The organism is Paenibacillus segetis (genome assembly GCF_014639155.1).
GTDB classification, from domain to species: domain Bacteria; phylum Bacillota; class Bacilli; order Paenibacillales; family Paenibacillaceae; genus Fontibacillus; species Fontibacillus segetis.
On sequence record NZ_BMFT01000001.1, the window covers coordinates 3,019,497 to 3,040,459 of the forward strand.

The following is a 20,963-nucleotide window of genomic DNA, read 5'->3' on the forward strand; positions in this document are numbered from 1 at the left end:
TGTTTATCCCCCCTTATAGGAATTAAAGACTCTTCGTCAGGATGATTTCTAAAGGCTCATTCTCCAACAATAAACAGCCGCTATCTTTATATCCTAATCTTCTATAAAAGTGCTGAGCTTCTTCATTTGCTAAGGTTGACGTCATGACTAACTTATATCCTTTTTGCTTCATTAAATCTTCCCAGAACAAGACAACCTTCTTCCCGAAACCATGACTTCTATGTTCTGAATCGATCCAAATCATGTTCATAAACGGCGTGTTATCCCAAAAATATCCGTATCTCATCCAGCCAATATTTTGACTTTGATCACGTAAAATTAATATCTCATTTGCCTTGATCTTCGGTATGACTAGCTCCTCTGCAATATGTATATCGTGTTCGATAAGATAAGGATAGTCCGATTCTGTTGCATAATCTATCTTCATTATGTGTTCTCCCTTTTCGATGATTTTCTATTCAGTTGTTCGCAATTTCTGATCAACACTTATATTCTTCAATACATTTAATATTTGTTTAAATAGGTCCAGATGACAAGAATTTATTTATTAGGTTCTAAAGAGTTTTAACATTATATACCTTCATCCTAATCTCTCCTATAAGTTATTATTCAATATTAATATGTATATTTAAAAACCCAGCCTTCAAAATAAACGGCTGGGTTTTTAGAATTACGATAGTTCTCATTTCTTTTTGTGATAATGATAGCCTGTACAGAGCCCTTTTTGTTTTGATTTAGCAGAACATTTATGTCCACCATTTTTATCAAGTCTACCTGAATGTGCGTAAGCAGAAGATGAGGTTCCAACTAATACTACTAAAGCGATAATCATTACGATGATTTTTTTCATTTGTCACCCTGGAATTGGCCTAAGTTTTAGGCGTAATGGAATTCTCCACTATTCTACAATAAAATCCATATTTAGGATATAGAGAGTTTTTTTCGATATAACCCTCACTTATTATAATTATTTTCCAACACATTATATCTCCCAATTATGCGAACTTCATGCCCTAATGTCTCAAGTATGGTAACTGCCTTCTCAATCGTTCCTTTGCTACAGTTATTATTAGCTTCTAGAAAGAATCTATATACTCCAAATTTCCTTGCGGTTGGACGCGATTCAATCCATGATAAATTTATTTCAAGGGCAGTAAATATATTTAACATTGAAGATAGCACCCCAGGTTGGTCTTGGCCTGGTGTAATGACGAACATCGTCTTCTTGTAATCTATCTCAGGCATTTCATGATTACTAACAATAATAAACCGTGTCTGATTGTCCATATTGTCTTGGATATTCTGATCAATAATATTAAGGTTCAATAAATTAGCTAACGTTCTCGAACCAATTGCTGCTACATCCGTCCTTCCACTATTCTCCAATGCTGTAGCAGCTGATGAAGAACTATCATATTGAAGGCTTTTAATACTTCGATTTCTTATGTATTTCCTACATTGCGTTAGAATGGGAGAGATGGACCATACTTCTTTAACCTCAGAGAGTATCGTATCCTTATTTGCAAGCAGATGCAAGGAAACAGCCAATGTATATTCACCTATGATTTGTAATTTATGAAAGGATATTAACGAGTCAATTGTCATATTAATAGTTCCTTCTATGGTGTTCTCCAGAGGAACTATTGCTGTATCTACCCTAAATTCTCCAACGGCTTCAATTACATCTGGTATTGAATCGTACATACAGAATTCCACTTGATCTTTATTAAAATATTGAATAGCCGCTTCCTCTGAAAAAGTTCCCTCTGGACCTAAATAAGCAACTTTCATGCCATTCTACCTCCTGAAGTTGTATTCGTTTATTTTCTGCATAGTCTCGATAAATTTGGAGCATTTATGAAATGACCCAGCCACAGATAGTTTTACCTTAGGCTGGGTCATTTGATGTCTGAATTTCATGATTATACATCCTATTTATGTACTCACTTCACCGCATTTGCATATCTAATGATCGAAAAATCTAACGAAGAGTTTATGACTGCTTCCTTTATCAAACTTAAGTTTGGAGTAAATCTTAGTTCAATATCTTGCTCCATCATACTCCCTAGTAAATCATCTATCACTTCAACTCTTAGAGGTTTAACTTCCTTATGAGAAATGTAATATCCCGCTGTCTTCGCTTCTTCAAACCAATGAAAATCCTCTGGTGCGAAAACATAAACATACAATTTAGTAGTTCTTAATCGTTCCATCCATCCATTCTCAACTACCATGATCTTGTCCACGGTGCTATACCTAAAGAATTGCTCCCGATCTTCAATAGTACTGTTGTCTGCTTTCCAATAAATTACCCGAGGACAGTCCCTTGGAAAAAAATAATGAACCGCATGCTCCTGATCTATCGCCCAAACTGCTGGTTCTAGATGTGGAAAAGACTTATTAGGTCTTGGTATAAACAACTCAATGTCTGATTCTTCACTGAAATGATATAAGATAGTGACACCTCCTAGTTTCCGCTAATCCAGTATTTGCTGTAACTCTTTAAGTTTAACCTTCATTGTTTTTACCCCTAATCAAGCTCATATTTAGTTTCTGAATCCCTCTTTTATTTTATCCTTAGGATCCCAAATGGACCAAGCTGCTTCTAATAAATTCCCTTGATTATCTCTAAAATAAAAGTACTTTGCCTCTCCAGCTCCTAGTGTATGTATATCTTGAACGTCAACTTTATTTTCTTTCAAAAAATGATGGGTGTATTCAATATCAGGACAATGGATTGCCATGATCGGGAAAGGAGATCCGTTCCTTGTAATTTCCAATGATTGAACATCGTGAGTTTCAATTAATAATAATGCGATTGAATTTTGATGAGGATGATGTAATACAGCAAGGTAAGATCCTCGATCCTCAAACTTGTTCATTAGTTTAAAGGCTAGATTTCTTGTATACCATTCGATGGATTCCTCAATATTTGTCGTTGGAACATAAACATTGCCAATACGTGTAAAAGAAAGTTCTTTCTTCATTAAAATTACTCCTTTCGCTATTTTACTCCTTTAATGATTGTTGCATATTTACTTTCTGTTTCTTGAACTGATTCAATTGTAAATCCTACCGCTTGAAATAAATGAATATATTCTTCCACACTAATCGGATAAAGCTTGGTCCTTCTACCATTGCACTCTAACCATTCATCATCTTTACTTACTGATAAAATAAACACTCCATGGTCATTGAGAGAATTGTATATGTTTAATAAAGCCTGTTCCTTATCCTCTATATGCAAAAAGGTCAGCACACTATACGCCACATCGAATGTATTAGGACGAACAAACCGACTAATATCACTTTTTAGTAACTCAATGTTTGAATACTTCTCAAGATTTAGTTTGGCCCGCTCTAATGTTTTCGGAGAAATATCAATTCCTACAAGGTACTTACAACCTGCACTTAGTACCTCTTTAGCAATTCTTCCCGTACCAATGCCAATATCCAGAACTAATTTATTCTCTGGCACTAAAGAGTCGAAAAAATGAGGCCCATCCCAACTACTCATGTACGCTTGTAAAATTGGAGGGTCTTGTACTGGATCGTTTCCCTCTTCAATAAGTAACTCATAATGTTCAAAGGTACTTACAATTTTCATAGGATAGTGTCAACCCTCTCATTATTGATCTATCTCAAAGCTAAAATTATCACCTATTTCAGCATTTGCCCCTGTGCATGCTTCTATTTTATATTCAGTCGTTGTTCCTTCAGTATTTTTAGTGAAATTCTTACATACCGTACTTCTCACATTACTCGAACCAAATTTATCGTTTGAATTATCGTATTTGTATGTAATGACTTTTCCATCATATTTAAAATCGAAAAATATAGGATCACCTTCTATTGTGTATCTAGTGATTCTTATCTTATCTACCTTTTTTTCATCGATACTGAGAATAAATGAATCTAACCTTTCTGCATTTGAAATTCTCCCGTGCTGATCAACAACATCACCACGTTGTATTGCTTTATCAGCATCGTACCCTTTGCTACCAGATTCTTTGCCGATTGAATTACTACATGAGAATAAAACAAGCGAAACTATTATAAGTAAGATATATTTCATTCCATGCTTCATAACATCACTCCAAAAGAACATATTTCTAGAAGATTACCCTCTGGATCAGCAACATAACATACGCGTTGACCCCAAGACTTAGTAAGGGGCTGTAATACAGACTTAGCCCCAGATTGTATCAATCTCTCATACTCTTTATCTACATCTGAAAAATTAGGAACATCAAATGCTAATTCCATTGTTCCATTCAATCCTTTAGGATAATCAAATGTTTGTATTGTCATATCTTCAAAATCCTTTCGTCCAAACATCATAAACCATGAGCCTTCCGTTTGAAATCTAGCGAATGGCCCACCATCCCAATCCGTATCCATCTTCATAACATCCCTATAAAACTTAACCATATTTTCGAGGTCCTCTACAAAGAAACCAACAGCGCTAAATTTCATGTTTGTCCTCCTAAAAATATACCCCAGCAATAGAAAGCTCTTTTTCTTAGGCTGGAGCGAAGTTAGTTAACATTTCTCAGTTACAATTCAATTTTTTCTTTTCAATAACACCCGATATTTTATAACAATTATCAAAATAATACTTATAATTACTGAAAGTATAATTATTCTACTAATACTATTACTATTGGAGTGCTTATTCTCTTTTTCATCTGAATTTATCGTTTTCTCAATACCCAATGATTGTTTTACTAATTCAGCAATATTTAATTTAGGTTTTCCATCTTTCGATTGATTGTAAGCATCATACTTTTCATCTTCCTTCCACTCAATAAACGGTAAAATTGTTTCTTTCATCGTTTGTAAGTCATCATCAAATCTTGTAACATCAGTCACTAAAGTAGCTGACATGTAACCATTTCTAGATAGCAATCTAACAAAATAATTTATTTGTGTTTTTCCAAATGCATCTCTGAAGAAAAGGGAATACGTTAATTCGTGTCTTTTGGGGTTATAACTAGGCTTATCCTTCCAACCAATAATTTCAACTTCTTTATTCACACCACGATCTTTATTACTTTGTGTTGTACCAATAATATAATCAGTCAATAGACTCTCATCATTAATGTGAAGATAGTCTAAATCACTAACATATCCAACAGGATAATATTCAAATACAACCAACCAATTCTCCTCTAAATTAACTGGATGAACACTTCCAACTTCATATCCACTGGGAATATTACCATTCTCTTTTTGAAACCTAATTAGTTCATCCGTAGGTAAAAAGAGAAATTTCGAAGGTAGAGTAATGTCAGCTAGTTTATTTCCAAACTCAATTTTGTGGCCGCCTTCAACCCACTGATAATCGTCTGGATCATAATCAGCATGGATTATGGATAAGTTAGTATTAATCAGACAAAAGAAAAAGAAGAATAAAATAATGTTCTTTAATACCTTCATCCCTCGATCCCCCTACTTATTAGGTTATATCACCATTTTTATTAGCCCTTATGTATGTTTCAAGTTCTTTCTCTATTTCTTTATCCAATTCAGTAATCAAATCTGGATTTTCTTTGGCCTCTTCATATTTTTCTATACTTTTGTCGACTTCGATCTGTATTTTCTCATCCTCACTTAGCAATCCGAGCTTTTCTCTAATTCTCTTTAGATCCTCATAAATTTCTTTGTTTTTTTGATGAGTACTGAATGCACTATAAAAACTCAAAAGCCCCAACCTTAGATAACTCATATCTTAGGCTGGGGCACTTGTTGTCTAATCCTATTTAACTATTATACATATGGCTACCAAAGGGTGAAAGTCCAGTAGCGGATAAGTACTCACGATCATTTCTAATCAATAATACCAAATTTTCGTAATGCGTAGGATATACCGTCTTCGCTTGCCTTTTTTGTGATAAAATCAGCTTTTTGTTTTAATCTTTCTTGACCGTTTCCCATAGCAATTCCCAATCCCACATACTCAATCATATCAATGTCATTACCACCATCACCGAAAGCAATAGCTTCTGACTTGCTCATGTTGAAATACTCGAGCACTTTTTTTATCGCAGCTGATTTCGAAACTTCTGCTTCTTCCAAGACATTCGACACATAGCCGTGGAAGCGTTCGAATCTAAGTGAGGGAAATCTATCTTGGAATTTTTCAGTCTCACTTTGATCAGCATACAAACATATGCAGTATACTTCATCGGACAAAGAGTTCATTATCTCAGGATATTGAGCTATACTCAAAGTTTCCCTCAATGCACTTAAAGTACGCTCATCTTCGTAGCCAATACCGTTCATGACAAAACGCTCAGTAAAATATGCAATACCGTGACCGTGCAATTCAGCGAATTCCGAGATATCGCGAACGGTTTCTAGACTAATCAATGACTTATGAATAGTTTGATCATTGCATTTAATAAGCGCACCGTTAGCTGTAATAAACGTATCAATCCCTAGCTCCATCAATTCTTCGCACAAATTATGTGATCTTCCGGTCGCGACCACTACTTTTATTCCTTTATTCATCAATTTCTCAATTGCTTCTTTTGTACTAAGGGGTAAGGTTCTATCACTTTCACTTAAAAGGGTGCCATCAACATCAAAAAATACAATCTTGTACATGTTATGAAAGCCTCCTATTTACTACGCTCAATTAAGATGTTTTCTAAATCCTTCAACATTCTCATCTTTAAAACCTAATTTCGCATAGAATTCATGAGCTTCTTTCCGTTGTTCTCCCGATACAAAGATCATATAATAACAATCTCTACTTCTCGCAATCGTTTCAATTTCTATCATCAATTTCTTTCCAATCCCCATTCTCCGAGCACGCTGAGAGACAATCACATTCTCTACGACCATAAATGGTTTACACTCTCCTACAAGATCATGACAGACGATTCCCATTAGTGATCCAACTAATTTGTCATCATTATAAGCCCCAAGAACAATATAATTTTCGTTTGTTTGAATTGTTTCATAGACATGGACCAGATTCTTATAATTTGTCTTAATTCCCATGAGCTCATCATAAAGCTCGCATAGATCTGGCAGGTCATCAAATGAAATTTGTTTTAGTGTAATCAAAGAACTCCAGCTCCCATAAATTTGTCTACATATCTTAATATCTCTTCATTATCTTTTACGACGATTCTCTTATCCGCTCGTTCTTCCGTTAGTTTGAAAACGTCATTCATATTAACTTTATCAAAATCCTTATTCCATGTTATTATTCTTCCTCTATAAATTCTTCTTTATTATGAACAATATACGTATTCATTTGACTAATTGTATTTCCGGATATCCTTTTGTACTTCTCATAAAGTTCCTTCACTTCTTGTAATAAATCTGTATCTCTCTCTAAATCTGAAGGAGAAGCCTGCCACACGCCATCCTCCTTTTTACATTTTTCAATGAGTCCTTCAATTTGATCTAGCAATTCAACCATTTCAATATCTTTAAAATATTGAACTCCACTTTTTATTCCATGCCATGATTGGATTTCAATAATATAATATCCCGAGAACCAGTAGAATTCTTCTATTGAATTGACATGATTATGAAATGAATAAAATAAATATATACCTTTCTGACCTTCATTTAATTGTTGATACATTTCTAACTTTGTTTGGAGATCCTTCCCTCGAACAGCGAGCAACATAGGTTTAACACATAACCAACTTAATTGTGTACTCAAAAGATCCTCTTCCTTCAAATTTACCTTCATTGATTTCTCCCTTCTTTATGTATGAGCTACTCTATCTAATTTTAGTCTTTCGATGGCATAAGTTGCCGCACCTATCATTCCTGCTGTTCCACCTAGCTGGCCCTGCAGAATCTTACATGCTGAACTGGACAACTTTAATGCATGCTTGGCAGTTGTTTCTCGAACAATGTTTAGTAGTCTATCTCCAGCAGCAGACATACCACCACCTACAATAATTACTTCAGGGTTTAATAAATTAATTACGTTAGAAAGCCCAAACCCTAGTATTCTCCCCGTTTCATGCATAACTTCAATAGCAACATGATCTCCTAGATCATAGGCATCGGAAATCATTTTTGCAGATATTTTACTTGTATCTCGCTCCACCCATTCTTCAATGATGCTTCTTTGGCCATCATTGAGTTTTCCAATTAATGTGTTCACCATACCAACAGCCGAGACGTATCTTCCTAAGCATCCCGAGCTTCCGCATTTACAAGGACGACCTTCTCTATACATATTCAGATGTCCGATTTCCCCAGCACTCGAGGTTGCACCATACATGACTTTTCCATCAGTGATAATCCCTGACCCCAGTCCGGTTCCCAAAGTAATTAATACTAGGTTTTGATGCCCTATCCCAGCACCATATCGCCATTCTCCATAGAGATTTACACGAACATCGTTATCAATAAAAGTTGGAAAATCAAAAAAGGTCTTCATGTGCTTCACAACATGAATGTTCTCCCAATCGGGAAAGTTAGGTGAGAAAATAGAAAGCCCTTCATTAGGATCTAAAAGACCTGGAATCCCCATCCCCATGCATTTGATATCATTTGCTGACAAATTTGCTGTATGAATCATTTCCATGATCGTTTTTATCATTCTATCCATAACATGGTTTGGTCCCATGGCTGCTTCTGTAGGTACACTTTTTTCAGTTATGGTCTTTAGATCATTATTAAATATAGCCGCTTTCATATTAGTACCACCAAGATCAATTCCTATAGTATATTGCTTCATATCACGACTCCTGTAATTTCATAAAATATTATTCCATCTGATGCTATATGCTCACAATATTTCCATCAGGAACTACAATGCTAGCAATTTTTTATTCTTTCTATTGTATCTTCAATTTTTTCTACAATACCAAATCGATGATTAAAAATATTAAAGTTATAATATTCATACAAGCCTTTTGCCGAAAAACTTCCGTTATCAAATGTTGTATTTGATTTCTCTGGAATTACTAACTTAAACCCATACTCAAAGGCAACTTTACAAGTCGTATCTATGCAGTATTCTGTTTGCATTCCTGTAATTATTAATTGATCTATGTCTTTGCTATCCAAATACTCATGTAAATTTGTTCCCCTAAAAGCAGAATTATAATTTTTATTGATCACCGTTTCATTAGGATTTGGACTTATTTCATCATAGATCTTCCACCCTTCTGAGTTGGGTTCTAATTCATCACCGATTGGATCACTGTGCTGAATGTAAATTACCTCTACGTTATTCTCACGACTGACTTCGATTAATCTTTTTATATTATTTATTATCGTCTCGATTTCAAAAGGTTGTGCCCACACTAAAGCATTTTGGACATCCACGACTAAAAGTGCTGTGTTTTTCATTAATTGTCCCTCCAATAGATAGATATGATTTTGGATAATACCTTATAAGGCTAATTTTAGCTGTAATTTATTTCTAATCTCTTGTCTATATTCCCCTTGCATTTCATCGATTCTTGCTGCTAAAGTTGGTATCATCCATCGTTCAAGGAAACTATCGTTCAGATCAGCTAGCTTAATATACTCGGCTAAATACTCCTTGTTAAATAACTCTCGAAGTACTCTGTTCATTAACCAACTTGGAGCATTAGGCGGTAGCGAATGTGATTGAATCATCATAGAAGTCCTAGTAACATCAGCTTCTTGGTTACCAATTAATACATTTAACCAATCAATTATTATCGGACCTTTCGGTGAAATAATGATGTTATCTGGATGAAAATCATAATGACATATCCTATTGCCATCAGGTAATGAATTTAATAAATCCAAAATGACCTGCTTCTCATGATCAGATATCTCTAGTGAATTATTAACTTTATTAGCTATTTCAAGTTTAAGATTTGGAACAAGCTTATTCTCAACATTGTGAATCTCATATTGAAGATTTGCCATCAGCTTAGCGTTATAAGATATGCTCCGTTCTGTTGGTTCGATACGCCATAACATCGTGGGACCATCAATTTTCTCATAAACGATACCTATCTTGCCTTCATATTCTACTAGTCCAGAATAATTAGGTGATCTCAGCTTTAAGTTATTAATTATTTCTGCATTTTTCGCTTCATTCATCGCGGAACTTTGATCATGAAAAATCTTTATTATTTCAGCCTTCCCCCATTGGTAGACTCTTGCAGTGTTGCCAATACCAATTAATTCTCCGATTTTCATGGTATGTTCCTCTCTTTGAGTAGAATTTGTAAATGAGTTATTTTTCAGTCCACGATGTTCTAATATATCCCACTTTCATCCCCATCCGCTCCATATTTCGATGGCTCTGAGATAAGAAAGCGCACTGTCCTACTACTAGTTTACAATGATGTTGTAATGATTCTTCGATTCTTTTTTCGATAAGCCGTTGTTGTAGCCCTTGATTTCGGAATTCCGGTAATGTGGCTGCAAAAGTTAGTGAAGCAATACCATCTTTCATGTGCATGACACCTACTGCAGCAGGTGCTTCGTCCATATAAGCAATAAAAAACTTCCAGCCAGGTCGGTTGTACAAAACCTTATTATTCGCTGCTACAGATGGAATACCATCATCTGATAATCCAGTTCCTCTGCAATGAATGGTCGCATATTGAACAAATTGATTCTCTTGAAGCGCTTGAATTGTAATATTCGTATTCGTACTATCATCGTTTTTAAACTCTTTTGGCTCAATATACAATGATGAATGAAACCCAGACTGATAGAATCCGCGGCCTGCCAAAGACCTAAGATAATCCTGATCCACAAGCGAAGGTACAATCTCAAATTGAGCTTTTCGTTCGCGAGTTCTATAAAAGTCAAGAATGGGATCGATATGTTCAATATCAGCACTTGTTATTCCCTTTACCGTATTAAATGCAGCCCAGGGCATCGTCTTACTATACAAAGCGATTGAACTTCCAAACTGCTCTACTTCAATCCCTTCGGGATTATTAATTCTACTTTGAATGGCTAGCATTCGATCATACATATAGTTCACTTCTGATCTTTCAATTTCTTTAATAAGCTGTTTAGATGGAATGGATAACATGATCACTCACCTCGTTATTCTTTTGTTGACTTTGCCCTTAGGGCAAGGTGTATATCTAGAATTGTAAGTTCTCAATATTTATTGATTTAAGTCCGTATAAACTATGAAAAAGGAGGTGGCTTCTTGCTATCGATTGGAGAATTCTCAAAAATATGCGAAGTATCTACAAAAACCCTGCGATATTATGATGAAATTGGCTTAATTCATCCGGATGAGATTAATCCTGAAAATGGTTATAGGTACTACTCCATCAAGCAACTAAAAAAAATGCTCTTGATCAACCGGTTAAAATCGTATCATTTTTCTTTGGAAGAAATTAAAAGCATTTTGGATTTGGAAGATGATCAAACAGAAGAGAAGCTGGGTTTAGCCCTTAATCGCAAAAGAAGGGAAATACAGGAAAAACTAAATTATTTTGAATATACCATAAAACAAATAAGCAATGATATTTTAAATTTAGAGATAGGAGTTCCCCTGATGTCTTACATCGACAATATAGAGGTTCAACTTGTTGAAACGACGCCAATGAATATCCTTTATACGCGTCAGATGATGAATAGTGATGATTACGCCTTAGGATATGGACAATATTTTAGCCGGCTTTACGAAAAGATTGCTACTGAACAGCTCACCATGCTTGGCACGCCAATGACGATTTATCACAGCCCAGAGTATAATCCTACCGGTAATGATACTGAGTTTGCCATCCCGATCAAGGAGATTGTGACAGGAACGAGAGATTTGCCTGGAGGACTTCGTGCGAAGTCTGTTTTACAAGGGGCATACCCAGAGTTGACATCGGTATATGCCAAGCTGAGAGAATGGGTAGAAACTGAAGGCTATGTATTGGTGGAGTCACCATATGAAATATACGTGACCGACCCCAATCAAGCCACCACTGCCGAGGATATGGTTACTGAGGTGTATTTTCCTATAAAGAAAAAATAGTATAAGAGGTGACTAAGAATGCAAAGAAAATACTGGCCAACTACGGAATGGAAAGCCGAAAATCCGGCAATTTTGGGAATGGACTCTGACAAGCTCTCAAAGCTTGAACCTACGATAACATCTCAGTACAGCAATATAAACGGTATTGTTATAGTAAGAAATGGCTCTATTGCTTATGAAAAATATTATAATGGCTATGGCCCGAATGATACCCACCATGTGGCCTCGGTAACAAAAAGTATCCTATCAGCTCTCATTGGTTTAGCCATAGATGCCGGATATATTAAACATGTAGATCAGAAGATACTGGATTTTTTCCCCGAATATATTCAAGTCGCTGTTAATAATGGACAGAAACAAGAAATCACCATACGCCATCTGCTCTCGATGACAGCCCCCTATTCATTTGAGGACTGGCACGAGCCGCTGGACAAGATGTGTATGCAATCTGATTGGGTCAAATATACGCTAGATATGCTTGGCGAAGGCGGAAGTATTGGAACATTCAAGTATTCCACCGCTGGAGCGCATCTACTGTCAGCTATCATCACTCGTACTACGGGACAAAGTGCCCGTGCGTTTGCCAACGAACACTTATTTGGACCCATTGGAATGAAAGAAATCCCGGATTATGAAATGACATCATTTGGGTTTGATGATTTATTCGGAAAAGATGTAAGAGGATGGGTGCATGATCCAAACTATAACTCCACAGGTGGATGGGGACTCACGCTAAATCCCCGTGATATGGCTCGATTTGGTTTTCTATACCTGAATCATGGTATATGGGATAATAATCAGATTATTTCTGAATCATGGATCCTTAAATCAACCACGATGAATCCCAATAACTATGGCTATCTATGGTGGTTACGCGAAGAGGATGGAGTTTCTGCGTACCTAGCACTAGGTGACGGTGGCAATGTTATTTGTTGCATTCCAGAGCAAGACCTCGTCGTAGCCATTGCTTCCGAATTCACCATGAATCCTCGTGATCGATGGACATTAATTAAGGAATGTATAATCCCTGCCATACAATCAGCTTAAACCTTGATGTATTATTTATTGAATGACAATCCTTCTTCCTGCAATGCTGTCCTAAGTTTAGGTATAGAGGCCGGCCCCATACCATGAAATTTTAAGATGTCCTGTTCAGTATAATTGGAGAGCTTCTCTAGAGAGGTTATTCCGTTGTTTTCTAAAGCTCGTCTTGCTGGTGCTGAGAGTAGTGAAAGGAAGCCCTTGTCAGGTTTGCGCTCTTGTTCACAGATTGGGCAGGTTGGACAATCACTGCTCTTAGTGTATCGATGTCCTTTATCACAAGTTCTTACATCTTTATTTGAAGTTTCCATAATTAATTGTCCCCCTTGCTTAATAGTTAGCTAAGTGCCTAGGTATACTTCCGGACATACTAGTATAGACCTCTATCATTAGTGTATCCCAGCCTTAGATCGCTCTTTAATACCTACACAATCGTTCTAAGATTATTGCTACACCATCTTGATCATTATCTTCTGTTATTTCATCCGCAATTTCTTTCAATTCTTGTATCGCATTTCCCATAGCCACTGAATATCCGATCGTCTGGAACAGACCTAAATCGTTATGATCATCTCCAAAAATAATTACAGAATCCAACCCTACTCCGTAAATATTACATAGTCTTGTGATTGCTCGCTCTTTCGATACACCCAATGGCATAATTTGAATCAGCTGGTTATTATCCGTCGCCAAAATATTAACTTGTTGATCAAACTTACTGATAAGAGCTTGAATCTGATTGAACCCTGAAAGTAATATCTTTGTAGCTTCATGTCGTTTCAACTCTTCCAGTGATTTAACAATAGGATTGGCCCTTGCATTCATTGTTGAAGAATAATCGAGCTCTCTTAAGCTAAACCATTCATCCTTAACTTCCATTGTTAATTCAGTTTGTGGATCGCCATGCAAACAATAATCTATAATCTCAGAAGTTATTGAAACAGGAATTGAATCATAAAAATCGGTATTCGATTTTTGACAGATTACTTGTGCTCCGTTATAGTACACAAATGATCCGATGTCCAACAACTGTTGCGGAAGAAACCACCTAACGGCTCTTGGTGGACGTGCTGTTGCAAAGATAATTCTCATTCCCTTGTTGTAACAGGAAAGAACAGCCGCCAAATTCCGTTCAGAAACCTGTTTCTTAGAGTTTAATAACGTACCATCCAGATCTAGAACAACGGTAGAAAAATTAATGGAAACCACCTCTCAAAGTATTTCTTGTCTCTTTCCTCTCTCTACTTGCTACTATATCTACCTTCAGGTATTCCAAGCCCAGCTATCTCCAATTAATCCTTCGGTCTCTTAAATACAACAATTACTTCTCTAGATGTCCCTTGACCATAACTTGTATCGAAACAGGACACCACTTCCCATCCATCTTGTCCATATCGATTCAATTCACTCTCAAATTCCATTTCATCAAGTTTGCCCCCCATGAAACCTCCAGTTTTCAATTTTATGGTTTTATATTCCCACAGTGTCATCTTTGTCCGCCTCCATTATAATTTCATTTATTTGCTTCATATGTCTTTGTTCATGTAAATACAGTGATCTAACCCATTCGATTAATAGCATTTCCTTAAAGGCTGGGTGCACAAAATGTCTTCTACTCAGTATGGATGGATCTTCCACCGAGTTTAATAATTCGTTTAACTTCTCTCTTGAAGTGTTTAGCCTTTCAATAATTTCGTGGGATTCTAAAATTTCATCACTTGGTTTAGCAATGTCAGGCGCCTCTAACTTTCTACTCCGATCAAGTAGCGACTCTACAGGTTTATGCTCTATAACTGAATCTTCCTTACTCTTTAGTCCCCTTTTTATGGCTACGATATATAACTCTTCTGTCTTAATTAAGTGCTGACATATCTGACTAATGCTCCAACTGTAGGGGTCTTTCCGTTGGTTTAATTGATCTCCACGCAGATCATTAACAATTTCTAATAACTCGTCCCTAGTTTCTTCTAACTTTTGATTGATTTCTTGAAGTTCCATGAAATACACCCCTTCATTCATTTATTGAAACTACTTCTCATATAGCACCGCAATTACTAAAGCTTGTTTTTCACAACTCCATAGTAGATAAGATGCTCATAATGATTTTCTTTCTTTACATGATCAAGCAATACACCTTCTTTTATCATGCCTATTTTTTGTATGACTCGTCCGGATGCTGGATTAGAAGCAAAGTGTCTGGCATATACTTTGTGATATTTTTTCACATTAAAAGCAAAGTCTAATATGGCATTGGAAGCTTCTGTTGCATATCCATTCCCCCAAAACTCTTCACCCACCCAATAAGCTATTTCACCATTATCAAAACATTGATTATTAGACAATGCGATCGCACCATATAAAGTCCCTGTTTGCCTATCGCAGATAGCAAATTCATATGACTTATCAACATTAAAGTTATTCACAAGATGCTCTATCCATGACAAAGCACAATCAACTGTATATGGATATGGTAAGTAGAGTGTATTTATATATATGTTGTAATTATTACATAACCTAGTAACCTCCTCAGCATCCGATTGTTCGAATAACCTTAAACAAAGTCTCTCAGTAATAATGGTTTTATTCATGTCGTCATAAACCACTTTGTTTCCCCCGATCATGCTTCGAATACGTTCTCTAATTCTTCTATTATTTGATTTGTTGTGCACACTTTGACTCCTATATTCTTTACTTCAGTAATCCCTCTACTATAAACACCAGAAATTGCATCCTCCACCATAACAGCTTTAAAATCTCGCTCGCTTGCTTGATATATACTTGTTCTTGGACAATTCGGAAAATTACATCCTATGAATATTAAGGTATCTATAGCTCGCTCTCTTAAAAAATCTTCTAATCTAGTTTGATAAAATGCTCCCCACCTAGGTTTATAAATAACCCATTCTGAATCTCCTATTAATTGAATGTTCCCGTCCAATAGATCTTCATAATTCAAACTTTCAGCATGAATAGGTTTTATTGAACTAACCAGATCAGCACCTTTTGATCCAGGTTTTACTACATGAATACCAGATTCAATCATCTCTTTACGACAAGCATCGGCATTTGATCCATCCTCTTTGTAGATACGAATTACATGTATTATAGGAATTTGATTTTTTCTACAAACCTCTAATATATTCTTCATCCGTGGAACCACTTCATTTGTTCCTTTTATCTCGGCTACAGCACCCGGCAAACTAAAGTCATTCTGAGTATCAATTGTAATCAAAGCACACTGATTAAAATTCGGTTTTATATACTTATTATCCATCAAGAACTCCCTTCTAAGAATAGTACTTGTCCGAATAACATATAACGTTATCCTATTCACGAAACACCTCAACCACAGATAGCTTTTTATCTTAGGTTGAGGCGTTTGTTGTCTGGATTATTCTATTGTTCAACTATTAAGGTTTCACTTGTAACACCTTCTCTAATATCATAAGATGTTTCTTTTGATCAAATTTAAAATAATACTCCGATACTGTATCCATTCCAGCCCCATACCCACCCTTAAACACAAACCTATCATTAATGATTTTTGGTTCTTCGTTCGGATACATCTCGAAATGAATAACATTGCTATTTTCTGCGAATAAAGTAATCGGATAAGCTTCATTTTGATCAATTCCATATAAGTAAAACGTTAATGCATGACAATCAGTATATCTGGGGATAAAATAAAATAATTCTGTATCCCCTATTTTCACCTTCTTTAACTTCAGGATTTCATCTCCATGACTAATAATTTCAAGACGACTTAATTCTTGAATTTTAATATCATTATTTCCATTCTTAAATACAACATCATAATCTGCTGAAATACTATAATCATCTTCTAATCCGTAGCAACGGGGGGCTCCTAGTTTATGAATACTTTCCTTAGATTGCGGTTCAATCACTAACTCACCGAATATGGATACACCAACAGCGCGAGGAGTTATTAATTCGGTATTGATTACAATTTCAGAGATTTCATCAACATCTTCTTGAAAATTCACTTTCTGATCTGTTGTTACGTCATCACATCCGAAAACAATGGCTAGCAAACACAAAATTGATATCTTTAATATAGTCTTTGTCTTCATTAAACACCTCTTCTAAATCATTTCAATACATTCCTCGATTCTGCTTCCAAAAATCTTTATCCATTGTCATTTCTATATTATTCCATACAATTCCTTTAGTTGATGTATATACATTTATTCTTATAGTCCCTTCTTTGAATCCCACACTCTTATAGCATCTTATTGCTCTTTCATTTATATCAAATACATTGAGTTTGATTCTTTCCAAACCTAATTCTTCAAATCCAATTCGCACCGCTTCTTCTAGTGCAGCCCTTCCAGTTCCATGCCCACGCAACTTCTCACTCTTCATCATGAATCTTCCGATAACTGCCTCCCGTGTCTCCATATTAATTCGAGCAATCTGAATTGTCCCTACTACATCGTCACTCAATGAATCTTCTTGTATCATATAAAGAAATACCCCAGTCTCAATGGTATTGATTCCACTGCGATAGTGTTCCTTCATCTGTTCAACAGTCAAAGGATATTGATAAGTTAAACCCGCCCATTGGACCATAAAATCAGAGTCATGTTCATTCACCCAATCAACAATATCTGAAAATTCAGCTTCCTTGGCAACTCTTAATACTACCATCGATTCACCCCATCAAATTTAAGTATTAATTTCGTTTATAGAGATTATTCCATTATTATACATCCAATAACCAGACGACGGCCTCTCATCACGTTGGTGCATTCACGAAAAGACCCAGCCTTAGATAGCATGTATCTTAGGCTGGGTCTTGCGTTGTCTGGTCAGTCAGCTACTCCAAAATCCCTTGGTGTTATCTCAGGTTACTCATTCTGGATGATTACGTAATTACCAAGCTCGAAGAGCTCTGCAAAATCCTTTTTGTCCGGTGCGACATCGTCATAGACCTGTGATGTTTCATTCATGAGTTCATCCGAATTCAACCCGGAGACCCGCAGGCTGATGAGAGAGTCACCTTTTACCAACATTTCTGACAGCTTGGACTTATAGGCTGCCTTACCCTGAATGTCTAGTCCATGTGTAACATAATAATCTTGTGAATTATCTTTTGCAGCAAACTGAGATAGTTCTTCGTCGAGCCAGTATGTACTATTTTCGCTGTAATTCAGGTCTTCTGCTATCTTGTCACTGCTACCATAGAGAAAATAAGGCACTCCAGAATTGGTCTCATTATTGGTTGTATCCACATTGACCCATTTGTTATTAATTTGGATTTTATTCCAGGCATGAGGAACATGTTCCAGCGTTCCACTTACCACTAAATTATCCACTTCAGCCAGATCGCTCAGCAGTTTATATGTTTTGGCGTAACTCCCACAGACCCCCAGCTTGTTAACTAACACACCATAAGTAGAAAATGAATCATTAAACTTTGCATCAACCGACATATAATTATTGACTACGGCGTTGTCTAACGCGGATTGATCGTATTTCGTGTAGTCATTCAAATAATCATAGAGAGTGAGAGCCTTTTGTTCATCATTCATGCCATCCGTAATGACTTTTCTTACAATAGATTGAGCTTCTTGTACCATCTGCTGCTGCTTCTGATTTATAAGCTCCTGGGAATCGTCATACTTTATGAAGAGTGTTATGCTGTTGTAATCATAACCATAGTTGTCTACTCCGAGAATAAGTGGGTTTTGGTAAATAACCTTTTGCAGCACATCATATAGAACCTCTGTATTTTGTGCTTCTGGGAATGCTCGCAGTGAAATCGCTTCCTGCGCAGCAGTTAGATTCAGAGCCAGGAATTCTTCCAATGCTGAATCGGCGTTCACCTGAACATCGTTCACTACACCAAGAACAGGTACGGACTCTTTATCAGCCTTAGCCACCTTGATTCGGGTATTCTCTATTTGTCGTTCGATTATATCAAAGCTGCCGCCTGTAGTTTCATCCTCAATAATGGTAGGAACATCACTGTCTGGCAGGTAACGAAACGAGTTTTGAGGAATAATATTACCAGCATTCAGTTCCGGCGCTTGAAAGTTGTCTGACTGAAGAAGCTCCATCTCGTCTGCGGTTATCTTATCCACGATTACATAATCCTTTATAGAGGTCCCACTGACCATGTATGCCAAATATACTTCTGTCGCAGATGCCGCACCATTCAGTGTGCCCTCATAGCTGACACCAAGATTTGCTACGGAACCATCAATAAAGGTAACAGGAACCGACTTGGGTAATTCATCTATGCTGCTGTATGATTTTATGGTGGAATTGTCTAAAACCTCGACCGGCAGCAGCTTGGACAGCCCAGAAGTTTGCACTACATTGCTGTATATGGATTCCATATCTGCATTTACCGCCGTAACATAATAATCCCCATTCACCCTATTATTCTGTCTGATGACCCAGCCGTCACCAGCGAACATTCCTGCTTCACCATCCTGAGCAAAATCATTAAACTCTGTATCCGATGTGCTTCCGATCAGATCTGCAGGCACGCCACGGTAGACTTCTTTTCTACTGAGAGTGGGATCATTTTCTTCATTATATGAGGCATTGTAAATACGATAGGTCTCCGCTCCCTCGACCTTGTCCCATACTAATTTGAATCTTCCCTCTTTATCGATTTCATACCGGAGATTAGGAGCGGAAAGATCAGATTTTACAGTAAATGGGATAATGAGCGGCTTGTCTAGCTTGGTTGGAGTAGTAGCATTCAAATCATAGTTCACCCGAATATAATAGATTGGTGCGTTACCCCAAGCCCCTTTGTCAGCTGCCGAATATTCCTCAGGGCTCATATTAAAGAATTCGTCGCCTATTCCTAAAGGGTTCACTGTTAGTTGACTTTTAACACCGTCATCTTCATAAGGGAGTTGGTTATAAGTAACAAGCACGCTGTTGGGTCCTGCTTCGCGATCAGTATGTATAGTCACAACTTTATCGGCCACTTCATACCGACTATGGAATTCATCCGAGCTACCTTTCAAAATATTAAGATCACAGTTAAACTGAAAAATAAAACTACTACCGGACGAGACATTATACAGCGGCATAATATTCTCTTCCGACTCAGTACCGTATTTTTTCTTCAGATCTTCAACCTTTACGTAATGATCCACAAATTCATTGGCAATCGTTCCTATACGTTCTCTAGTAAGTGTTGACTCGGACTGTGTCTCCAATATGGATTTTACCAACTGTCCATCTCTGCATCCAGTCACTACCATACATATTAATAGTAGTCCTAGTATCGTTTTTTTCATGAGTTACACTCACTCCTTGGCCGGCCCATTCGTGAATTAAATGATAGTCTTTCGAATAAGTTGGTCATTTTTTTAACTTTCTCTTCATAAAAAATGCTATCTCTCCACTCTCCGCATCATTATTCGAATAATAGGACAAATCAATCCCCTCCAATTCAAATCCACACTTCTTATAAAATTCGATTGCAGGTACATTTGTATTTTGGGTCTCTAAAACAACTGCTCGAAATCCTTTGGATCTTGCTAATTCAATAATATTTTCCATTAATGCCTTACCAATTTTCATCTTCCTATGTTTTTCATTCACCTGAAAATTCCATATATTCAATGTATTATTCCAATCAATAGGTTCACATATAGCAACAGCAATCAAATCATTATTTAGGAAGACACCTTTGGAGAAGCCTAAAGGAATAATTCGATTATATCTTTCATAATCCTCATGTTCCTCTTGATAAATCTTAATGTAAGGAGACTCTAATGAAATTCTATCAACGCAAAAAGAGATTCTCCCAAAGATTTCTTCCTTGTTAACCTCATACTTATAAGAGGATATATAGCCAAAACTACCAAGTATTTTTTGTTCCTCTATTGAGAAGCTCTCTAGTTCCCTAATCTCCATTGAGTTCACTCCACTTATGTATAGGTCGCCATGATCTACTTGTAACTTGTGATATTTC

The 20,963-nt window shown here is 36.5% G+C and carries 29 protein-coding genes; 2 read left to right on the forward strand and 27 right to left on the reverse strand.

Annotation, left to right across the window (positions count from 1 at the left end):
* Positions 1–22: 22 nt before the first annotated feature.
* The 17 genes from IEW05_RS14260 to IEW05_RS26185 form a co-directional block, all read right to left on the reverse strand.
* Positions 23–427: a GNAT family N-acetyltransferase gene (locus IEW05_RS14260; RefSeq protein WP_188539828.1), complete on the reverse strand. Its 405-nt coding sequence runs from the start codon at positions 425–427 to the stop codon at positions 23–25.
* Positions 428–682: 255 nt separating this feature from the next.
* Complete coding sequence (locus IEW05_RS14265) at positions 683–850, reverse strand: YHYH domain-containing protein (RefSeq protein WP_188539830.1); 168 nt, start codon at positions 848–850, stop codon at positions 683–685.
* Between the two features lie 104 nt (positions 851–954).
* Positions 955–1,791: a prephenate dehydratase gene (gene pheA, locus IEW05_RS14270; RefSeq protein WP_188539832.1), complete on the reverse strand. Its 837-nt coding sequence runs from the start codon at positions 1,789–1,791 to the stop codon at positions 955–957.
* A gap of 152 nt (positions 1,792–1,943) precedes the next feature.
* Positions 1,944–2,456: a DUF6886 family protein gene (locus IEW05_RS14275; protein WP_373285835.1), complete on the reverse strand. Its 513-nt coding sequence runs from the start codon at positions 2,454–2,456 to the stop codon at positions 1,944–1,946.
* A 90-nt stretch (positions 2,457–2,546) separates the two neighbouring features.
* Positions 2,547–2,987 carry a VOC family protein gene (locus IEW05_RS14280; RefSeq protein ID WP_188539837.1) on the reverse strand — a complete coding sequence of 147 codons (441 nt, stop codon included), beginning with the start codon at positions 2,985–2,987 and terminating at the stop codon, positions 2,547–2,549.
* A gap of 17 nt (positions 2,988–3,004) precedes the next feature.
* Positions 3,005–3,607: a class I SAM-dependent DNA methyltransferase gene (locus IEW05_RS14285; protein ID WP_188539839.1), complete on the reverse strand. Its 603-nt coding sequence runs from the start codon at positions 3,605–3,607 to the stop codon at positions 3,005–3,007.
* A 21-nt stretch (positions 3,608–3,628) separates the two neighbouring features.
* The gene (locus IEW05_RS14290; protein WP_188539841.1) at positions 3,629–4,087 is read right to left on the reverse strand and encodes a DUF4362 domain-containing protein; all 459 of its coding nucleotides are present in this window, start codon (positions 4,085–4,087) and stop codon (positions 3,629–3,631) included.
* Positions 4,084–4,476: a VOC family protein gene (locus IEW05_RS14295; protein ID WP_188539843.1), complete on the reverse strand. Its 393-nt coding sequence runs from the start codon at positions 4,474–4,476 to the stop codon at positions 4,084–4,086. The genes IEW05_RS14290 and IEW05_RS14295 overlap by 4 nt, the downstream gene beginning before the upstream one ends.
* An 87-nt stretch (positions 4,477–4,563) precedes the next feature.
* Positions 4,564–5,439 carry a DUF2167 domain-containing protein gene (locus IEW05_RS14300; RefSeq protein WP_188539845.1) on the reverse strand — a complete coding sequence of 292 codons (876 nt, stop codon included), beginning with the start codon at positions 5,437–5,439 and terminating at the stop codon, positions 4,564–4,566.
* A gap of 19 nt (positions 5,440–5,458) precedes the next feature.
* Positions 5,459–5,728, reverse strand: a complete 270-nt coding sequence (locus IEW05_RS14305; protein WP_194434123.1) for a hypothetical protein — start codon at positions 5,726–5,728, stop codon at positions 5,459–5,461.
* A 101-nt stretch (positions 5,729–5,829) separates the two neighbouring features.
* Positions 5,830–6,609: a Cof-type HAD-IIB family hydrolase gene (locus IEW05_RS14310; protein WP_188539850.1), complete on the reverse strand. Its 780-nt coding sequence runs from the start codon at positions 6,607–6,609 to the stop codon at positions 5,830–5,832.
* Positions 6,610–6,636: 27 nt separating this feature from the next.
* Positions 6,637–7,074 (reverse strand): GNAT family N-acetyltransferase, encoded by a 438-nt coding sequence (locus tag IEW05_RS14315; protein ID WP_188539852.1) that lies wholly within the window; start codon positions 7,072–7,074, stop codon positions 6,637–6,639.
* Between the two features lie 142 nt (positions 7,075–7,216).
* Positions 7,217–7,714, reverse strand: coding sequence for a hypothetical protein (locus IEW05_RS14320; protein ID WP_188539854.1), 498 nt, complete (start codon positions 7,712–7,714; stop codon positions 7,217–7,219).
* A gap of 15 nt (positions 7,715–7,729) precedes the next feature.
* Positions 7,730–8,716: an ROK family protein gene (locus IEW05_RS14325; protein ID WP_188539856.1), complete on the reverse strand. Its 987-nt coding sequence runs from the start codon at positions 8,714–8,716 to the stop codon at positions 7,730–7,732.
* Positions 8,717–8,796: 80 nt separating this feature from the next.
* The gene (locus IEW05_RS14330; protein ID WP_188539858.1) at positions 8,797–9,333 is read right to left on the reverse strand and encodes a cysteine hydrolase family protein; all 537 of its coding nucleotides are present in this window, start codon (positions 9,331–9,333) and stop codon (positions 8,797–8,799) included.
* A 42-nt stretch (positions 9,334–9,375) separates the two neighbouring features.
* Positions 9,376–10,161, reverse strand: coding sequence for a phosphotransferase (locus tag IEW05_RS14335; RefSeq protein WP_188539860.1), 786 nt, complete (start codon positions 10,159–10,161; stop codon positions 9,376–9,378).
* A 37-nt stretch (positions 10,162–10,198) separates the two neighbouring features.
* Entirely contained in the window at positions 10,199–11,011 is an 813-nt protein-coding gene (locus IEW05_RS26185; RefSeq protein ID WP_188539862.1) for a GNAT family N-acetyltransferase, read from the reverse strand.
* Positions 11,012–11,134: 123 nt separating this feature from the next.
* Between IEW05_RS26185 and IEW05_RS14345 the strand changes: the two genes are divergently transcribed.
* Together IEW05_RS14345 and IEW05_RS14350 are read left to right on the forward strand one after the other, a co-directional pair.
* Positions 11,135–11,959, forward strand: a complete 825-nt coding sequence (locus IEW05_RS14345) for a MerR family transcriptional regulator (protein ID WP_188539864.1) — start codon at positions 11,135–11,137, stop codon at positions 11,957–11,959.
* An 18-nt stretch (positions 11,960–11,977) separates the two neighbouring features.
* A complete protein-coding gene (locus IEW05_RS14350; protein ID WP_188539866.1) occupies positions 11,978–13,006 on the forward strand; it encodes a serine hydrolase domain-containing protein in 1,029 nt (342 codons plus the stop codon).
* Between the two features lie 11 nt (positions 13,007–13,017).
* On the opposite strand, the gene IEW05_RS14355 is transcribed toward IEW05_RS14350, so the two are convergent.
* The 10 genes from IEW05_RS14355 to IEW05_RS14400 form a co-directional block, all read right to left on the reverse strand.
* Positions 13,018–13,311 carry an RNA polymerase alpha subunit C-terminal domain-containing protein gene (locus IEW05_RS14355; protein WP_188539869.1) on the reverse strand — a complete coding sequence of 98 codons (294 nt, stop codon included), beginning with the start codon at positions 13,309–13,311 and terminating at the stop codon, positions 13,018–13,020.
* Between the two features lie 106 nt (positions 13,312–13,417).
* Positions 13,418–14,209 (reverse strand): HAD family hydrolase, encoded by a 792-nt coding sequence (locus IEW05_RS14360; protein WP_188539871.1) that lies wholly within the window; start codon positions 14,207–14,209, stop codon positions 13,418–13,420.
* An 83-nt stretch (positions 14,210–14,292) separates the two neighbouring features.
* Positions 14,293–14,490, reverse strand: a complete 198-nt coding sequence (locus IEW05_RS14365) for a DUF4177 domain-containing protein (RefSeq protein ID WP_188539873.1) — start codon at positions 14,488–14,490, stop codon at positions 14,293–14,295.
* Positions 14,471–14,998, reverse strand: a complete 528-nt coding sequence (locus tag IEW05_RS14370; RefSeq protein ID WP_188539875.1) for a DinB family protein — start codon at positions 14,996–14,998, stop codon at positions 14,471–14,473. Before IEW05_RS14370 ends, IEW05_RS14365 begins: the two co-directional genes overlap by 20 nt.
* A gap of 56 nt (positions 14,999–15,054) precedes the next feature.
* Positions 15,055–15,588, reverse strand: a complete 534-nt coding sequence (locus IEW05_RS14375; RefSeq protein ID WP_229753377.1) for a GNAT family N-acetyltransferase — start codon at positions 15,586–15,588, stop codon at positions 15,055–15,057.
* Between the two features lie 29 nt (positions 15,589–15,617).
* Positions 15,618–16,274: a cysteine hydrolase family protein gene (locus IEW05_RS14380; RefSeq protein ID WP_188539877.1), complete on the reverse strand. Its 657-nt coding sequence runs from the start codon at positions 16,272–16,274 to the stop codon at positions 15,618–15,620.
* A gap of 136 nt (positions 16,275–16,410) precedes the next feature.
* Positions 16,411–17,091, reverse strand: coding sequence for a hypothetical protein (locus IEW05_RS14385; protein ID WP_188539879.1), 681 nt, complete (start codon positions 17,089–17,091; stop codon positions 16,411–16,413).
* A gap of 22 nt (positions 17,092–17,113) precedes the next feature.
* Complete coding sequence (locus IEW05_RS14390; RefSeq protein ID WP_188539881.1) at positions 17,114–17,668, reverse strand: GNAT family N-acetyltransferase; 555 nt, start codon at positions 17,666–17,668, stop codon at positions 17,114–17,116.
* A gap of 200 nt (positions 17,669–17,868) precedes the next feature.
* Positions 17,869–20,283 (reverse strand): transglutaminase domain-containing protein, encoded by a 2,415-nt coding sequence (locus IEW05_RS14395; protein WP_188539883.1) that lies wholly within the window; start codon positions 20,281–20,283, stop codon positions 17,869–17,871.
* A 64-nt stretch (positions 20,284–20,347) separates the two neighbouring features.
* Positions 20,348–20,905 carry a GNAT family N-acetyltransferase gene (locus tag IEW05_RS14400; RefSeq protein ID WP_188539885.1) on the reverse strand — a complete coding sequence of 186 codons (558 nt, stop codon included), beginning with the start codon at positions 20,903–20,905 and terminating at the stop codon, positions 20,348–20,350.
* Between the last annotated feature and the right edge of the window lie 58 nt (positions 20,906–20,963).

Bases quoted from the DNA above. Each gene is read 5' to 3' on its own strand.
- IEW05_RS14395 (WP_188539883.1), bottom strand. From the start codon at position 20,283: ATGAAAAAAACGATACTAGGACTACTATTAATATGTATGGTAGTGACT.
- IEW05_RS14385 (WP_188539879.1), bottom strand. From the start codon at position 17,091: ATGAAGACAAAGACTATATTAAAGATATCAATTTTGTGTTTGCTAGCC.
- IEW05_RS14290 (WP_188539841.1), bottom strand. From the start codon at position 4,087: ATGAAGCATGGAATGAAATATATCTTACTTATAATAGTTTCGCTTGTT.
- IEW05_RS14280 (WP_188539837.1), bottom strand. From the start codon at position 2,987: ATGAAGAAAGAACTTTCTTTTACACGTATTGGCAATGTTTATGTTCCA.
- IEW05_RS14295 (WP_188539843.1), bottom strand. From the start codon at position 4,476: ATGAAATTTAGCGCTGTTGGTTTCTTTGTAGAGGACCTCGAAAATATG.
- IEW05_RS14265 (WP_188539830.1), bottom strand. From the start codon at position 850: ATGAAAAAAATCATCGTAATGATTATCGCTTTAGTAGTATTAGTTGGA.
- IEW05_RS14335 (WP_188539860.1), bottom strand. From the start codon at position 10,161: ATGAAAATCGGAGAATTAATTGGTATTGGCAACACTGCAAGAGTCTAC.
- IEW05_RS14285 (WP_188539839.1), bottom strand. From the start codon at position 3,607: ATGAAAATTGTAAGTACCTTTGAACATTATGAGTTACTTATTGAAGAG.
- IEW05_RS14310 (WP_188539850.1), bottom strand. From the start codon at position 6,609: ATGTACAAGATTGTATTTTTTGATGTTGATGGCACCCTTTTAAGTGAA.
- IEW05_RS14365 (WP_188539873.1), bottom strand. From the start codon at position 14,490: ATGACACTGTGGGAATATAAAACCATAAAATTGAAAACTGGAGGTTTC.
- IEW05_RS14355 (WP_188539869.1), bottom strand. From the start codon at position 13,311: ATGGAAACTTCAAATAAAGATGTAAGAACTTGTGATAAAGGACATCGA.
- IEW05_RS26185 (WP_188539862.1), bottom strand. From the start codon at position 11,011: ATGTTATCCATTCCATCTAAACAGCTTATTAAAGAAATTGAAAGATCA.
- IEW05_RS14350 (WP_188539866.1), top strand. From the start codon at position 11,978: ATGCAAAGAAAATACTGGCCAACTACGGAATGGAAAGCCGAAAATCCG.
- IEW05_RS14330 (WP_188539858.1), bottom strand. From the start codon at position 9,333: ATGAAAAACACAGCACTTTTAGTCGTGGATGTCCAAAATGCTTTAGTG.
- IEW05_RS14390 (WP_188539881.1), bottom strand. From the start codon at position 17,668: ATGGTAGTATTAAGAGTTGCCAAGGAAGCTGAATTTTCAGATATTGTT.
- IEW05_RS14320 (WP_188539854.1), bottom strand. From the start codon at position 7,714: ATGAAGGTAAATTTGAAGGAAGAGGATCTTTTGAGTACACAATTAAGT.
- IEW05_RS14260 (WP_188539828.1), bottom strand. From the start codon at position 427: ATGAAGATAGATTATGCAACAGAATCGGACTATCCTTATCTTATCGAA.
- IEW05_RS14370 (WP_188539875.1), bottom strand. From the start codon at position 14,998: ATGGAACTTCAAGAAATCAATCAAAAGTTAGAAGAAACTAGGGACGAG.
- IEW05_RS14380 (WP_188539877.1), bottom strand. From the start codon at position 16,274: ATGGATAATAAGTATATAAAACCGAATTTTAATCAGTGTGCTTTGATT.
- IEW05_RS14400 (WP_188539885.1), bottom strand. From the start codon at position 20,905: ATGGAGATTAGGGAACTAGAGAGCTTCTCAATAGAGGAACAAAAAATA.
- IEW05_RS14300 (WP_188539845.1), bottom strand. From the start codon at position 5,439: ATGAAGGTATTAAAGAACATTATTTTATTCTTCTTTTTCTTTTGTCTG.
- IEW05_RS14305 (WP_194434123.1), bottom strand. From the start codon at position 5,728: ATGAGTTATCTAAGGTTGGGGCTTTTGAGTTTTTATAGTGCATTCAGT.
- IEW05_RS14325 (WP_188539856.1), bottom strand. From the start codon at position 8,716: ATGAAGCAATATACTATAGGAATTGATCTTGGTGGTACTAATATGAAA.
- IEW05_RS14375 (WP_229753377.1), bottom strand. From the start codon at position 15,588: ATGAATAAAACCATTATTACTGAGAGACTTTGTTTAAGGTTATTCGAA.
- pheA (WP_188539832.1), bottom strand. From the start codon at position 1,791: ATGAAAGTTGCTTATTTAGGTCCAGAGGGAACTTTTTCAGAGGAAGCG.